The sequence below is a fragment of the Pseudomonas psychrophila HA-4 genome, assembly GCF_000282975.1.
GTDB lineage: Bacteria > Pseudomonadota > Gammaproteobacteria > Pseudomonadales > Pseudomonadaceae > Aquipseudomonas > Aquipseudomonas psychrophila_A.
Window position 1 is genome coordinate 329,145 of sequence record NZ_ALJC01000075.1, and the last position, 15,226, is coordinate 344,370.

Here is a 15,226-nt window from a genome sequence, read left to right on the forward strand (position 1 = left end):
GAGTCATAACAAGCATGGACATTTTCCAGGCAATGCGGGTTTTCGTGCGTGTGGTCGAAACGGGTAGTTTTACCGCAGCCGCCCAAGCGCTGGGATACTCCACTGCCCAAACCTCGCGCTTACTGTCTGAATTGGAATCTTCACTGCAAGCGCGGTTGTTGCAACGCAGCACACGCCGTTTGGCACTGACCGAAGTCGGCATGCGTTATCTGGAGCGTTGCCGCCTGATTCTGGGAGAAGTCGATGACGCCAACGCTGAAGCCGGTGGCGCACACCTAATTCCACGCGGTCATTTGCGGGTGCAATCCACTACGGGTATCGGTATTCAGTTGTTGGCACCCCTGATAGCCAAGTACTCGGACCTGTACCCTCAAGTGAACGTCGACTTGACCCTGTCTCAGCGCCAGCCCGATTTACTGGAAGAAGGCCATGATGTGGTGATAACACTGTCTGCCCAACTCCCCGACTCTGAGTTGGTAGGCCAGCAACTGGGCAGTATTTACAGCGTGATCAGTGCAGCCCCTTCGTATCTGAAAAAGCACGGAATACCGCTCACACCAGAAGAGCTAAACGCGCACCGCTGCCTGCATCTAGTTGACCCGTTATTCACGGACAGTTGGACGTTTCGCAACGAACAAGGCGAGCAATCGATTCGTCCGGGCGAGGTATTTCGCGTCAATGTTGCCGAGGCCATGGCCAAAGCAGCAGAGTCGGGGCTTGGCGTGTGCCTAATGCCTGATTATGTGGCCATGGGATCTTATTTGAGCGGCGCGCTCGTGCGCCTGTTGCCGCATCACCGCCTGCATGAAAAAAGCATCTATGCGCTCTACCCTTCACGCCGCTTTCTGGATGCCAAGGTCAGAACCTGGGTCGAATTCCTGAAAACCGAAATCCCGCTAATGCTAGAAGAGCACCAGGCCATTGCAGATGACCCGGCGCACTGGGCCTAGTCAGGCGCAATGGCCTGTTGCAACTGCTCGCGCACGCTCAATGCGGTGCGATCAAACTCCAAGGGTGTCACTGAAATACCGCCTTGGGTGACCACCTGGGTTTCAGTGTCCTGGGCTTCGGGATGGCCATGGCGAGTGATGCTGAGCCAATAGTAGTAGGCCTCTCGATAGTCCTCGCGCTCATGTACATTCACCCCGTCCATACGACCAATACCCTGACGTGTTATTTGCAAGGGCCCAGCATCGGCTGCCGGCACGTCTGGAAAATTGATGTTCAGGCAGGCCGATTGCTCCCAGCCTTTGCCCAGCAACTGACGAATAACGCCGGGTGCCAGCGTACGCGCCGTGTCCCAGCGCACGGAGTCTGGCGGGTAAAAAACTGGCTGAGGGCGATTGACGGAATCCCCATCAACAGGCCGGTCATTGCGGCCCCCACGGTTCCGGAGAACAGTGTTTCAACCCCCAGATTGGCGCCTTTGTTTATGCCCGACAGCAACAATTGTGGCGGTGCATCCATCAGTTGGCGTAAGGCAACAGCGACACAATCGGCCGGTGTTCCGGAGACTGAAAAGCGCCGCGCGCCGCGCGCCGTGACCCGCAATGGGTGATGAATGCTGATGGCCGTGGAAATCCCGCTCTGGTCATGATCGGGTGCAACCACCCAGACTTCGTCCGCCAGTTCACGCGCCACGGCCTCAAGCGCTTCGAGGCCTGGCGCATCAATGCCATCGTCATTGGTGATCAAAATACGTTCGAGTCGAGCGCCGTGCATGCCTAATCTCCTTGTTTAGGGATTGCGCTACGACTCACACCGCAGCGCCATGGATACTGCTAAACGGTTAGACGCGTGCTGCTGATTTCAAATCCCTTGCAGGGCAAGGTCCATCGCAAAATACGTCAGGATCATGTCAGCGCCAGCGCGCTTGATCGAACCCAGGCTTTCTCGTACCACACGGCCCTCGTCGATGGCCCCGGCCAATGCGCCGAACTTAATCATCGCGTACTCACCGCTCACCTGATACGCCGCCAATGGCAAGCGCGAGGCTTCGCGCACATCACGAATGATGTCTAGATACGCGCCAGCGGGCTTGACCATCAGCACGTCAGCACCTTCCTGCTCGTCGAGCAACGACTCGCGGATGGCTTCGCGGCGATTCATCGGGTTCATTTGGTACGACTTGCGATCACCTTTGAGTGCGCTGCCGCCCGCTTCGCGAAACGGTCCGTAGAGCGCCGAAGCAAACTTGGTGGAGTACGCCATGATCGAGGTGTCGATAAACCCGGCGGCGTCCAGGGCGCTGCGGATCGCTTGCACCTGACCGTCCATGGCCGCTGATGGCGAAATGAAATCCGCGCCCGCCGCCGCCGCAGCCACTGCTTGCTTGCCCAGGTTGATCAGGGTTGCGTCATTGTCCACGCCATGGTCATGCATCACGCCGCAATGGCCGTGAGAGGTGTATTCACAGAAACAGGTGTCGCTCATCACGATCATTTCTGGGGCAGTATCTTTGCAGATGCGGGCCATGCGCGACACCAACCCGTCTTCACGCCATGAGTCGCTACCGGTCGCGTCCAGATGATGCGACACACCGAACGCCATGACCGATTTGATGCCGGCGCGGGCATAACGCTCAATTTCGCCAGCCAGCTTCGACTCAGGAATTCGCATCACACCCGGCATGCTGGTAATAGGCACAAAATCGTCAATTTCTTCTTCAACGAAAATCGGCAATACCAGGTCATTCAGGCTGAATTCGGTTTCCTGGAACATGTCGCGCAATGTTTGGGTACGGCGCAGACGGCGGGGACGAACGGAGGGGAACTGGTTAGGCATCATGGTTCCTGATGGGCAGGTTCATAAAACGAACGGCATAAGCAGACGAGCCTTGACCCAGGCTCAATGGCGCCACAAATACAGGATTGATCCTACAATTGCAAAACTTGCGGCCCGCCTGCGGCGGGTTGTCGCGGGCAGCAGCGACAAAGAATCCAGTCGCATCGCACGTTGATCATTTCGTTAAAAAGCGTAATATCGCCGCCCATGATTCTTGAACAGCTCAAAGCACTGGGTAATGACACTCGCATGCAAATGATGGAGTGGCTCAAAGACCCGCTCACTCATTTCCCGCCTCAGGATCACGGTGATCCAGCGATTGGCGTGTGCGTGACCCATTTGCAGCACAAAGCCGGGCTATCCCCTTCTACCGCGTCTGCACACCTGGCCATTTTGCAACGTGCTGGCTTCGTGATGACGACGCGCATCGGTAAGTGGACGTACTACCGACGTAATGAACAGGCGATCGCTGACTTTGCCGCTAGGCTGAAAATCGAGTTGTAATTTTTAATCAATCATTTCGTTATTTCGCGCAATGTAAAAATATGAGGGATCCCATGAGCACTAAAACCATCTTCGTCCAGCCCGGCGGCGGCTATAACAATGTTCTGGTTGGTAACAGCGACGTACGTGCCCCGGCGAGTGGCGAGATCACTGTGCGCCTACACGCCAACTCGCTTAATTACCATGACTTTGCTGTCGTGAGCGGCATGTGGGGCCCGACTGAGCAGCGTATTCCCATGGCCGACGGCGCGGGTGAAGTGATTGCAGTGGGCGCCGAGGTCAGCGAATTCAAGGTCGGTGATTCGGTGGTCAGCACCTTCTTCCCGGAGTGGATCGATGGCACTCCGTTGGTCGAAGGTTTTGGCACCGTTCCGGGCGACGGCATTGACGGCTACGCCCGTGAGCACGTAACTGCTAAGGCCACGTCTTTCACTTTATCGCCAACCGGTTACAGCCACGCTGAAGCCGCTACGCTGACCACGGCCGGCCTGACCGCCTGGCGTGCGCTGATGTCCGATGACGCGCTCAAGCCGGGTGATACTGTTCTGGTTCAAGGCACTGGCGGTGTGTCGATTTTCGCGTTGCAGTTCGCCAAAATGGCCGGTGCAACGGTCATCGCCACCTCCTCCAGCGACGAAAAACTCGAGCGTCTGAAAGCGCTGGGCGCTGATCAGGTGATCAACTACCGCAAAGACACGAACTGGGGCGAGACTGCGCGCGCATTGACGGGCGGCCGTGGAGTGGACCATGTGATTGAAGTCGGCGGCCCTTCGACGCTCGAACAGTCGATGATTGCCGTGCGCGTAGCCGGGCATATTTCGATCATTGGCATTTTGAGCGGCGTGGCGGGCGAAATGAACTTCGTCCCTGCATTGATCAAGCAAGTACGCCTGCAAGGCGTATTGGTCGGCAGCCGCACCCAGCAACAAGACATGGTGCGTGCCATCAATGCCACTGGCATGCGCCCGGTCATTGATCGTCACTTCCCGCTGACCGAGATGGTTGCGGCTTTCCAATACCAAGAAACCAATCAGCATTTCGGCAAGATCGTACTGGACATCTAAACCTGTCCCCAACCGATGGCGCATTGACAGTGCGCCGTCAGCTTTACTAAATTCAAGGTTTTGCCCAGCGAGCAGAATCCAATGAGCCTTGAGTCGGTACGCGCATTCTTCAACGCCAACGCCCCTGATTTGCACATCATCGAATTGACTACCAGCACCGCTACCGTTGCCTTGGCGGCTGAAGCGCATGGGGTTGAGCCCGGTCAAATCGCCAAAACCCTGGCCTTTCGAGTCGGTGAGCGCAATGTGCTGCTGGTGGCGCGCGGCGATGCGCGCATTGATAACAAGAAGATTAAAAACGCGCTAGGCAGCAAAGCCAAGATGCTCGATGCCGAGACTGTAGTCGCCCTGACCAGCCACCCGGTCGGGGGTGTCTGCCCCTTTGGTTTGGCCACTGACCTGCCGGTGTATTGCGATATTTCCCTGCAAGCCTTTACGCAAGTGATGCCCGCCGCGGGCGACACTCACACCGCGGTACGCATTTGTCCGATACGCATGGCAGAACTGGTCAATGCGCAGTGGGTGGATGCATGTCAGGAAATCGAAGCCCCGTGCGCGGTGTAGCGCGAGCCTCAATGGGATAAAGCCAGACTGGCCCCATTGCGGGGCCAGCCTTTTATAACGCGCTGCCTTAGCTGATGGCTTTATCGACCAACACTTGAGCTTCTTCAACCAGACGGCCGAGGTGCTCGTCGCCGATAAAGCTCTCGGCGTAGATTTTGTAGATGTCTTCGGTGCCCGAAGGGCGAGCAGCAAACCAACCGTTTTCAGTCATGACCTTAAGCCCGCCAATCGCTTGGTTATTGCCCGGCGCATGGCTGAGGATTTGGGTAATCGCTTCACCCGCCAGCGTCGTCGACTTGACTTGCTCCGGCGACAACTTGCCAAGCAAGGCTTTCTGCTGCGCGGTGGCCTTGGCATCAACGCGGGTCGAGAATGGCAGGCCCAGCTCTTCGGTCATGCTCTGATACAGCTGCGAAGGATCACGGCCTGTGCGCGCAGTCATTTCTGCGGCCAGCAGCGACGGGATCAAGCCGTCCTTATCAGTCGACCAAACGCTGCCGTCCAGACGCAGGAACGAGGCGCCAGCGCTTTCTTCGCCACCAAAACCCAGTGAACCGTCGAACAGACCGTCGGCAAACCATTTGAAACCCACCGGCACTTCGTACAAGCGACGGCCCAAACGCGCAGCAACACGGTCAATCAAACCACTGCTGACCACAGTTTTGCCCACGGCCGCATCAGCGCGCCAGTGCGGACGATTTTGGAACAGGTAGTCGATCGACAGCGCCAGGTAGTTGTTCGGCGCCAACAGGCCGCCAGATGGCGTCACAATGCCGTGGCGATCGTGATCGGGGTCGCAGGCAAACGCCACGTCGAAACGATCCTTAAGACCAATAAGCCCTTGCATCGCATAGCTGGAGGACGGGTCCATTCGGATGCGTCCATCCCAATCCATGCACATGAAGCGGAAGGTAGGATCGACCGAGGTGTTCACCACTTCCAGATTCAGGCCGTATTGCTCGCCAATCGCAGACCAGTAACGCACGCCCGCACCGCCCAGTGGGTCAACACCCAGGCGCAAGTTGGCACCGCGCAGGGTGTCCATGTCGATCACGTTTTTCAGGTCAGCAACGTAAGTGTTCAGGTAGTCGTGGCGATGCGTAGTGCTGGCTTTCAACGCCTGCTCGTAGCTTATGCGCTTGACCCCGGCAAGCTTTGCCGCCAACAGTTCGTTAGCCTTGGCTTCGATCCATTTGGTGACATCGGTATCTGCCGGGCCACCATTCGGCGGGTTGTACTTAAAGCCACCGCTTTCCGGCGGGTTATGCGACGGGGTAATCACCACGCCATCGGCTAGCCCAGACGTGCGGCCACGGTTGTAGCAGATAATCGCGTGAGAAACGGCCGGAGTCGGGGTGTATTCGTCGTTTGCGGCAATCATGGTGTCCACGCCATTGGCGGCAAACACTTCCAGCGCACTCGCGCCCGCCGGTGTCGACAGTGCGTGGGTATCGATGCCAATAAACAATGGACCATTGATACCCTTGGACTGTCGGTACAGGCAAATGGCCTGACTAATAGCCAGCACATGCCACTCATTGAAACTCAGCTCAAACGAAGTGCCACGATGCCCGGAGGTACCAAAGGCGACACGCTGAGTGGTGACCGCTGCATCGGGTTGACCGGTGTAATAAGCGGTCACCAGTCGCGGAATGTCTACCAGCAATTGTGCTGGAGCCGGTTTGCCCGCAAGAGGACTGAGTGTCATGCAAAACCTCGGGAAATAAATGATTCGGAGGAAAAAAAGCAGTTTACTGGCACTTTGAGATTGGCGCGAAGCAAATGTCCTGACACTACGTATCAATTGATTCGTGTCAGAAATTTCTAACTTGTCTGACGGCGGAATTTGCATCCTGTTCCCGCCCATGGCAAAAATGCGTCAATTTAGTGCGTCTGCAAAGATTCAAAGGATGCATATTTTTAAGCTCTGGAAAAGGAAGCAGCATGAAACCACTCGTTATCAGCGCGGCCCTGACGCTCTCGTTGAGTACGCTGTGCAGCGTGGCCAACGCCGCCAAACTGGAAGATGTGGCGCCCTACCCTAAAGCCGAGGCGGGTTTCAGCCGCCAGGTTATTCACCTGCCCTCGCAAAAGAATGAAGACGACTACAAGGTCCAGATTATTGCGGGCAAAACGCTCCAGGTTGACTGCAATCAGCAGCGTTTGAGCGGCAAGCTAGAAGAAAAAACCCTCAAGGGCTGGGGCTACCCGATGTACCGCCTGAATAAAGTAAGCGGGCCTTTAAGCACCAAGATGGCCTGCCCGGATGGTAAGCCACACCCGGATTTTGTACCGGTGGTCGGTGATGGTTTTATGCTGCGTTACAACAGCAAGTTGCCGATAGTGCTCTATGTGCCTAAGGACATTGAAGTGCGCTATCGGGTCTGGTCGGCTTCCAAGCAGGTCAAACAGGCCGCTCGCGAATAACCCGTGTAAAAACAGTGGGCGGCCAGACAACAGTCTGGCCGCTTTCAGCACCCGCTATTGCAAGCCAATACGATACAGCTCGCCATTATCTTCATCGGTCAGCACATACACATACCCGTCCGGGCTTTGGCGAACATCGCGAATGCGCGCGTTCAAGCCGCCTAATAAGCGTTCTTCATGCACCACCTTGTCCCCATCCAGTTGTAGCCGAATCAGATCTTTATCAGCCAAGGCACCGATAAACAGGCTGTGCTGCCAAGGTTTGAAACGCTCTGCATCGTAGAAAGTCATCCCGCTGATACCCGGCGACTTCTCCCAGACATGATGGGGGCCGACAGTGCCTTCAACCACTTTACCCTTGGCTTCCGGGATAGGCGCTGAGGAATAATCAATGCCATGAGTGGCAAGCGGCCAGCCGTAGTTTTTGCCGCGCTCGATCAGGTTGATTTCATCGCCGCCCTTGGGTCCATGCTCATGCGTCCAGAGCGTGCCAGTCCAAGGATTCAAGGCCGCACCCTGCTGATTGCGATGACCATACGACCAAATCTCAGGCCTCACATTTGCCTGACCGACAAAAGGGTTGTCATCCGGAACACGCCCGTCCGGGTAAATCCGCACCACTTTGCCCTGCAGTTTGTCGAGGTCTTGGGAGGTCGCCCGCTGGTTGTTTTCACCCAAGACGATAAACAGGTAACCATCGCGATCAAATACCAAACGAGAGCCAAAATGGTTGCCGGTCGAGAGTTTGGGTTCTTGGCGGAAGATCACTTCAAAGTCGTTCAGTTTGCTCAAGTCGGCAGATAAACGCCCCCGGCCAACGGCCGTTCCGGCCTTACCCTCTTTACCGCCTTCGGCAAATGACACATACACCATCCGGTCTTCAGCAAAGTCCGGGGACAAGACCACATCCAGCAAACCACCTTGACCTTGCGCCCAGACCTGAGGCACACCCGACAAAGGCGCAGACACTTTGCCTTGCGGGCTCACCCAGCGCAGGTTGCCGGGGCGCTCAGTGATCAATATGCCCTGGTTGTCAGGCAAAAAAGCCAATGCCCAAGGATGATCAAGTCCTTGAGCCACCCTGGTGGCGGTAACGGTTCCGAGGTCCGATTTGAATGACTGCTCAGCCCCTGTCTGGGCGTGAGCCGTGAGCGTTAAACATGAAGACGCCAGTAACGTGGCCAGAAGCGTTTTTTTCAACATCCGATTGTCCTTTTCGATTAACGCTGATCCCTAGGCTGTAGCGAGGGTGCAGTGGGCTGAAGGGTTTTGGGAATCGGCGGATTTCGTGGGTAACCATTACCGATTTGCCCATTTTCGATAGAAGGCCTGGCCGCACGTGGCTCGGTAGGTAATCCAGGCATTGTGGCCGGATCCGGGCCGGTGCCCTGACGACTGCTGGGGTTTATGCGCCGAATGGCATTGTCGTTTGGCGTTGCGCTGGGCGTTAGCGAGTTCTGCGCGAGCAATGCTGTGGCCGGTAAGCGGTCATGCTCGCCTGTGAAAGCGTCTGGTTGCGCTTGGGCCGCTGCGTGAGCGGCCAAGCCAGACAGCACTAACCCCCCTAAAACACTGAATTTCGAGCGGATCATCACATGCTCCATTTTCATAAAACCTGTAACGCTTGGAGTGCAGTTTGCCAATCCGGTTCGTTTTTAATTCAGCGAGCACACAATAAGCGGGGAGATTAATGAGTACTAAGCGTCGGTTTCAGGTCCGATGACTATCACGGTCGACTGCCTGGCCTCCTCCAGCAAAGCTTGGCGGCACACCTGATAACAGTCCTCGATATGCCCGTTACCGACCATTCTCATCACCCCAAAGCTGATGGTCGCAGCCACAGCCTGCCCCACAAACGGGACGAAGCGGACCACTGACTTGGTCGCCACTTTGGTGCCCATTTTTTTCACTAAGGACATGACAAGCGTCCGGCTGATGAACTTGCCGATCACCTCACTGCCGATGCTACTGACCGCCACCACAATCAAGCGCTTTGAGCGCGAGTCCATCTGCTCGATTTGGTGCGGGGTCAGACCGAATTTGCTGTTGATCGCGGGCAGCATCTCTACGAGCAGCGCCACGTCAGTGCCCAGATCAAGGCCTGGCAACGGGATAGCCGCAGCCCCAGCCGAAACGGCCGAGCGTTTGGTGACCATGGACTTACATTCGTCACGAATGCGATCAAGCTCTGCCAATGACCTGATTAACATAAAATTCCCCAACAAAAAGAGATAAAACGAAGGCAGTTTACTACGTCACCCGGCCGCACAATGCGGGCAGGTCTTTATGTAGAGGGCGAGCAGCGCAGGAAATTCAAGAAAGGTGCCGATGTTTTTGCTCGAGCGAGCGATCAGGCCGACAGAGGGAGGAGCCTGTACTTGAGGCAAGTACAGGCTGAGAGGATGTCACACGTCTTTTTTGACCTTGCTCCACTCGTCTTTCAGCTTTTGCACAAAGCCTGTGCTCTTATCTTTCTCGCAAGCAGTCACCACCAGCGGGGTGATTTTGGCCACGCCATCAACGTCCAGCACAGCATCTTCTACCTTGCCGCTTTTATTGACGGCTTCGCCCACGCCAACAGCGGTAGGTCGAAAGCTTTCATCGACGGATAGAAAATCTTCGCAAGTCCACTGCGATACTGGTTTCTTGGTATCTGCCTGAGCCAGCGTCGACATCGCCAACAAACCTGCTGCGCCAATTATCAGAATGTGCTTTTTCATATGAACATTTCCCTATTTTCAACGATGAAAGTTACGTGTGTTCTGCCGCCGAAAACCATAGATAGCGATACCGGATCTGTCAAACCGCAGACCATTAAGGCCGCCAAAGACTAAGCAAATCAAAGCCTTGGAACGTCGACAATGCAATCCATTGAAATGGCTATGCACACGTACGCTGGCAACTAACACATCACCCGCTTTAACAATTAAACGGCGAACAAAACGCTTCAGGCTCACACCTTCACTATCAAAACCAAGCACTAATGAAGGCGCAAACCTGAAGAGTTATTGAGTCAGAATCACCTTCATGGCTTTTTCCTTGGCCGCATTACCAAAGACTTCGTACGCCTTGAGAATGTCGTTCAACTCAAAGCGATGCGTGATCAGTTGCCCCGCATCAATCCTGCCCGACTGCAGTGTCTTCAACAGCATGGGTGTGGTGTTGGTATTGACCAGACCTGTCGAGATATTGACGTTCTGGATCCATAGTTTTTCAAGGTGCAGTTCAACGCTTTTGCCATGCACACCGACGTTGGCAATATTGCCGCCTGGAGCAATCACCGACTGGCACGTATCAAAGGAGGCGGGAATGCCCACCGCCTCAATAGCCACATCGACGCCCACCCCGTCAGTCAACTCGAAAATCCGCTCTACGGCACTCTCTGTATTGATATCGACGACATGCGTGGCCCCAAAGCGCTTAGCCACTTCAAGCCGGTTGGCGTCACCGTCCACCACGATGAGGATGGCTGGCGAGTAAAACTGTGCTGTCAATAAAGCAGCCATGCCTACCGGCCCCGCCCCCACAATCACCACACTGTCGCCCGGTTTGACCTTGCCAGCGAGAACGCCAATCTCAAAACCGGTTGGCAAAATATCGCTCAACATAACCAGCGCTTCTTCATCAGCACCCGCAGGGACCGGGTACAAGCTGTTGTCCGCGTGAGGAATGCGTACGTATTGGGCTTGGGTGCCGTCGATCAGATGCCCCAAAATCCAGCCGCCGTCGGCGCAGTGTGAATACATTTGACGGCGACAATTGGCACAACTGCCGCACGAGGTGATGCAAGAAATCAGCACATGGTCGCCCGGTTTAAAGTTGCGAACCGCAGAGCCCACCTCCTCCACGACCCCAACACCTTCATGCCCTAAAACCCTACCCGCCGTGACCTCAGGCACATCGCCCTTAAGAATATGCAGATCAGTGCCGCAAATAGTGGTGTGCAAAATACGGATAATGGCGTCAGTCGGTTTATCGATAACGGGCTTTGGAATCTCGGCCCAGTCTTTTTTACCGGGGCCCTGATAGGTAAGCGCTTTCATGACAGCCTTCCTTTGAGAGTTCAAGAATAAGCAGCGGCTGCCAATCAGTACTCCGCGACCAGCAGCCCTCAAATTACTTGAAGCAGTTAAGCAGCCTTTTACCTGAGCACTCTTGTTGCAGATCAAAAAACGCCCTGTAACCGACAGGCAACAGGGCGTTATTGAATCAACAGCAACTAGGGGGTTTAGCTTTGTGGCGAAACTGAGAAGTCAGTCTCTCCCTTGGCATCGGCCTTCATCACCACCTTGTAAGACTTGGTGTTCCCGCAACCGGACACTTGCCACGTCTCAGTGGCTTTCTGTACAGCGCCTGCAGGTGACTGATCAATGCTTTCAATACGGGAGTTAACCTCGCTGATTGAGCGGCATTGCGTCATTGCCGAGAACAGATTCTCAACCGTGGCGTAAACATCCTTGCGCAGTAAGGGGTCCGTCACTGACTGGCCACTGAATTGCGTGTTGTGCGCGCAACCTGCCAAAACAGCAGCGGCTACAAGCAGACTAAATAGCCCAACGTGTTGCTTTGCCTTAAACGGCATATTCACTCCTTGAAACGGCTGTAAGCCGCGTTATTACCAATAAATCTCTGTGCCTCGAGCCAGAACAATCACTGAGCCGACGCCCTCTTGCACTACAACGCAACTATTTCTCTTGCCGCCGGCAGCAGTTCTGGCGAGAAACCACTCATATGGGTCGCTTCTATCGGACCTTCCCCGAGGGTAAAGAGTTGCAATGCAACCTGAAACGATTGATTTAAACCCGCCCGCGAACAAACAGGCTCCAAATAAGCGTGCCAGTTGCGTGCTTGCCTTCGGAGTCCCTGACTCCCCTTGGTCCAACCACGCCGCACGTTAAGGATGCGGATGAACCGTCATGGCTACGAGCCTGACGACGATGGGGCGCACCACAAGGACGCAGACAAATGCGACAGGCATCGCCAGTCGATAGGCATTCAACGTATTACTTAGGTAATCCGCATCAATTCCGGTGTTGGCGGCCGTAATGACCAGCGACATCAAAAAGGCCATGATCGCGGACATGTAAAACGCAAACACATACGGGGATGTGCGAGCACTAAGCCTTGGCCGGTTAGAAAACAGAGTGTTTGACGTGTTTTTAGAGTCCATCTCGGGCCTTTCTAGGTCTTTGTTTTTCGGGGAAGTCCCACAGTAACAAGAACCAAAACACTCAACTAGACGGCCGTTTCAAGTTTGTTTATAAAGCAGATCTTACGAATACCTGCATTTCGGGATCAACACATGGATCTGTTCGCGGCAATTACCAGTTTTATCAAAGTGGTTGAAGCTGGCTCTATCGCAGGCGCAGCGAAAAACCTGGGCATCAGTGCCGCTGCCGTCAGCCAGACCCTCCATCGCCTAGAAGCACACCTGGGCACGCGCTTGTTGCAACGAACCACCCGAAGTATGGCGCTCACCGAAAACGGGGCGGTGTATTACGCAAAAGTGCAGCGCATCACTTCGGACTTGGCGTCAGCGCACAGAGCCATTAGCCACACCGATGCCGAGTTTCAAGGGCGACTGTGCATTGCATCGACTTCAGCTTTTGGCCGGCACGTTCTGGCCCCTCTCATTGCAGGCTTCGCGACACGCTACCCACGCCTGACTCTCGAACTCAGCACCACCGACAATAAAATCAATCACATTCAGGACGGCTTAGACCTGAGCCTGCGCATCAAGTCACAACTGGAAGACGGCATTATTGCGCGCAAAATTGCATCAGTACCGTTTATCGTCTGCGCCTCCCCCGCTTACCTCGAACGCGCAGGCTGGCCAACCGCACCCGAAGAACTGCAACAACACGCCTGCCTAGGATTTCGCTACCCACTGGACGGGCGCTTTCTTCGCTGGGGCTTTTTCAACAATGGACAACACTATTACGCGGCACTCAACATAACGGCTATCAGCGACGACATTGATGCGCTCGCACAGATGGCTGCACACGGTGCAGGCATTGCACGCTTGGCTGAATACATCGCAGCGCCGTACATTGAATCCGGCCAACTGATCCCTCTGCTGCACAGCCATGCGCCAACAGAATCCGGGGCTGAGCCTCTAGACATCTATGTCTGCGTTCAAGACCGCGCAGCCATGACCCCAAAAGTGAACGCATTCATCAACTACCTGACCGAGCACCTGAACCTGCGCTGGCCTGGCTAACCTATTTTGACGCCACCTTAACGCTCAGTTCAGTTACGCCTTAACCCGCTGAAATCTCACATATTGGTTACGACTAATAGCATTTAAGATAAGTGCAACTAACAGCCCAAACTAGTTGCCACATAAAAAGCCAGACAATATATAACACAGCACTCACATCCCCTCAGAAAAAATAGATCAAGTTTGTTTAGATACACACTAGTAAGTGTAATCTTCCGGCGCTAGCATAAGAACAGACGACAATCCCCTTGTGAGACGGATAGAATGCAAAACAAACCTAAACGCGGTTGGGTATGGGCCTACCGCAAAATCCGCGGCTTACAATGTTCTAGATTTACCGCCTTTTACAGAGCGACACGGTTTGTTTTGAGAGGCGATACCGGAACATTTCACAGCAACATTAGTTGGCAGAAAATCCGTATCCGTCGCTAAACGCTAATAAAACCGGCCATCCCCCCCATGTAAAGGCATAGACACACGTCTATCGGCACCATTAAAGAATATGCCGCCCCATGGCCGTGCCTAGCCCGTTCCTGCAGCTTACCGGTGAAAAATCTACGTTTTAACGCTCGACGCTTCTTGGTTGAAAACACTATCAAGGACACTAGTTAGTGCACTGCCCTAATAAAGAGCACACGCCAACACATGCACACTTTCTGAACAATTATTTAACAGCACAACGCTAAAGGCGCAAACACAAACCGCAACGCAATAACGCGTTGAACCTGGCCGAGAGCGAGTTGGAGGCGACCCACCCTCTCACTGGCTAAACACCTACCTTTTTTGTTTTATAACTTTTAGTAAGCACACACTTATTAGTTGCTCTAAGGACGGCACGTCGAGTCAGCCGCATGAGACCGAAATCAAGAAATATAACTATCCAAAAACGACTCTTGCCCCAACAGTAGTCGTCAATAGCGCATTAAAGTCTCAGCCCTATACATTGAAAACGTCACAAAAAAATAGCCCAGTTCAAAACACGCTAACGCTCAACGCGTCAGGTCGAAACAATTCTGTTCTTGCCCAAGTGTTTAGCCTTATACAGGGCAAGATCGGCCCGTTTGAGTGCATCCTCATAGGATTGGTCTTCCAGCATCATTGTTGTTACACCAATGCTCGCAGTGATGGCGGTACCTTCCAGTGAAAACTGGCAGAGCTCTTGATTAAAACGATCATGCATACGCTTGGCGAACTGCAGAGCCTGCTCATGCGCAGTATTGGGCAGAGCAACCACAAACTCATCCCCCCCGACGCGGCATGCGGTATCACTTATGCGCAGCGAAGAACGACAAATATTGGCGACAGCTTGGATCATCTCATCCCCTACGTGATGCCCCTTTGTGTCGTTGATTTGCTTGAGGTTATCCAGATCAAACATACAGATAGAAGTCGGTATGTAAAACCGCGCTAATGATTCGTAGTGAAGCGCCAGGTCGTGCTCAAGTTTTCTTCGGTTATAAAGGCCGGTTAGCTGATCGGTATCACTTAGCTCCCTCAGTTTTACTTCCAGGTGGTGTCGGGCTGAAATATTACTCGCGACCCAGAGCACTACTTCCTCATCGTTCACCAGAAAACCCAAGGCCTGGATGCGCCCTTCAAACCAGATCGGTTCCTTGGGACCTGGACTTGCCCCTACAAAACCGGACACCAACTCCCTGTTAAA

16 protein-coding genes and 1 pseudogene are annotated in these 15,226 nt (G+C 54.4%); 6 read left to right on the forward strand and 11 right to left on the reverse strand.

Annotated features, from left to right (window positions below; all coding sequences use genetic code 11):
- Nucleotides 1–14: 14 nt before the first annotated feature.
- Nucleotides 15–950, forward strand: a complete 936-nt coding sequence (locus tag B347_RS0110680) for a LysR family transcriptional regulator (protein WP_019409711.1) — start codon at nucleotides 15–17, stop codon at nucleotides 948–950.
- Here the strand turns inward: B347_RS0110680 and surE are convergent.
- Together surE and hemB are read right to left on the reverse strand one after the other, a co-directional pair.
- A pseudogene (gene surE / locus B347_RS25440) lies at nucleotides 947–1,722 on the reverse strand (5'/3'-nucleotidase SurE). The gene B347_RS0110680 and the pseudogene surE overlap by 4 nt on opposite strands.
- An 87-nt stretch (nucleotides 1,723–1,809) precedes the next feature.
- Nucleotides 1,810–2,784 (reverse strand): porphobilinogen synthase, encoded by a 975-nt coding sequence (gene hemB, locus B347_RS0110690; RefSeq protein ID WP_019409712.1) that lies wholly within the window; start codon nucleotides 2,782–2,784, stop codon nucleotides 1,810–1,812.
- Nucleotides 2,785–2,991: 207 nt separating this feature from the next.
- Between hemB and B347_RS0110695 the strand changes: the two genes are divergently transcribed.
- From B347_RS0110695 to B347_RS0110705, 3 genes are all read left to right on the forward strand, one after another.
- Nucleotides 2,992–3,288 carry an ArsR/SmtB family transcription factor gene (locus B347_RS0110695; protein WP_019409713.1) on the forward strand — a complete coding sequence of 99 codons (297 nt, stop codon included), beginning with the start codon at nucleotides 2,992–2,994 and terminating at the stop codon, nucleotides 3,286–3,288.
- A 53-nt stretch (nucleotides 3,289–3,341) separates the two neighbouring features.
- Entirely contained in the window at nucleotides 3,342–4,352 is a 1,011-nt protein-coding gene (locus B347_RS0110700; protein WP_019409714.1) for a zinc-dependent alcohol dehydrogenase family protein, read from the forward strand.
- An 81-nt stretch (nucleotides 4,353–4,433) separates the two neighbouring features.
- On the forward strand, nucleotides 4,434–4,916 hold the full coding sequence (locus B347_RS0110705) for a YbaK/EbsC family protein (protein WP_019409715.1): 483 nt from the start codon (nucleotides 4,434–4,436) through the stop codon (nucleotides 4,914–4,916).
- Nucleotides 4,917–4,983: 67 nt separating this feature from the next.
- On the opposite strand, the gene pgm is transcribed toward B347_RS0110705, so the two are convergent.
- Nucleotides 4,984–6,624: a phosphoglucomutase (alpha-D-glucose-1,6-bisphosphate-dependent) gene (gene pgm, locus B347_RS0110710; RefSeq protein ID WP_019409716.1), complete on the reverse strand. Its 1,641-nt coding sequence runs from the start codon at nucleotides 6,622–6,624 to the stop codon at nucleotides 4,984–4,986.
- A 236-nt stretch (nucleotides 6,625–6,860) separates the two neighbouring features.
- Between pgm and eco the strand changes: the two genes are divergently transcribed.
- Nucleotides 6,861–7,343, forward strand: coding sequence for a serine protease inhibitor ecotin (gene eco, locus B347_RS0110715; protein ID WP_019409717.1), 483 nt, complete (start codon nucleotides 6,861–6,863; stop codon nucleotides 7,341–7,343).
- A 54-nt stretch (nucleotides 7,344–7,397) separates the two neighbouring features.
- On the opposite strand, the gene B347_RS0110720 is transcribed toward eco, so the two are convergent.
- The 7 genes from B347_RS0110720 to B347_RS0110745 all read right to left on the reverse strand — a co-directional run bounded on the left by B347_RS0110720 (nucleotide 7,398) and on the right by B347_RS0110745 (nucleotide 12,513).
- On the reverse strand, nucleotides 7,398–8,546 hold the full coding sequence (locus tag B347_RS0110720) for a PQQ-dependent sugar dehydrogenase (RefSeq protein WP_019409718.1): 1,149 nt from the start codon (nucleotides 8,544–8,546) through the stop codon (nucleotides 7,398–7,400).
- Between the two features lie 17 nt (nucleotides 8,547–8,563).
- Nucleotides 8,564–8,935 (reverse strand): hypothetical protein, encoded by a 372-nt coding sequence (locus tag B347_RS26565; protein WP_157786884.1) that lies wholly within the window; start codon nucleotides 8,933–8,935, stop codon nucleotides 8,564–8,566.
- A gap of 105 nt (nucleotides 8,936–9,040) precedes the next feature.
- Entirely contained in the window at nucleotides 9,041–9,553 is a 513-nt protein-coding gene (locus B347_RS0110725; RefSeq protein ID WP_019409719.1) for a hypothetical protein, read from the reverse strand.
- A 195-nt stretch (nucleotides 9,554–9,748) separates the two neighbouring features.
- Nucleotides 9,749–10,063, reverse strand: coding sequence for an acid-activated periplasmic chaperone HdeA (gene hdeA, locus B347_RS0110730; protein WP_019409720.1), 315 nt, complete (start codon nucleotides 10,061–10,063; stop codon nucleotides 9,749–9,751).
- 285 nt (nucleotides 10,064–10,348) lie between these two features.
- A complete protein-coding gene (locus B347_RS0110735; protein WP_019409721.1) occupies nucleotides 10,349–11,386 on the reverse strand; it encodes a zinc-dependent alcohol dehydrogenase family protein in 1,038 nt (345 codons plus the stop codon).
- A gap of 185 nt (nucleotides 11,387–11,571) precedes the next feature.
- A complete protein-coding gene (locus B347_RS0110740) occupies nucleotides 11,572–11,925 on the reverse strand; it encodes a hypothetical protein (RefSeq protein WP_019409722.1) in 354 nt (117 codons plus the stop codon).
- Between the two features lie 312 nt (nucleotides 11,926–12,237).
- Complete coding sequence (locus B347_RS0110745; RefSeq protein WP_026014112.1) at nucleotides 12,238–12,513, reverse strand: DUF2798 domain-containing protein; 276 nt, start codon at nucleotides 12,511–12,513, stop codon at nucleotides 12,238–12,240.
- Nucleotides 12,514–12,645: 132 nt separating this feature from the next.
- Here B347_RS0110745 and B347_RS0110750 point away from each other — a divergent pair, with 132 nt between their 5' ends.
- Nucleotides 12,646–13,563 (forward strand): LysR family transcriptional regulator, encoded by a 918-nt coding sequence (locus tag B347_RS0110750; protein WP_019409724.1) that lies wholly within the window; start codon nucleotides 12,646–12,648, stop codon nucleotides 13,561–13,563.
- A gap of 997 nt (nucleotides 13,564–14,560) precedes the next feature.
- Here B347_RS0110750 and B347_RS24880 read toward each other — a convergent pair.
- A partial coding sequence (locus B347_RS24880) for a GGDEF domain-containing protein (protein ID WP_019409725.1) occupies nucleotides 14,561–15,226 on the reverse strand: 666 nt, incomplete at its 5' end.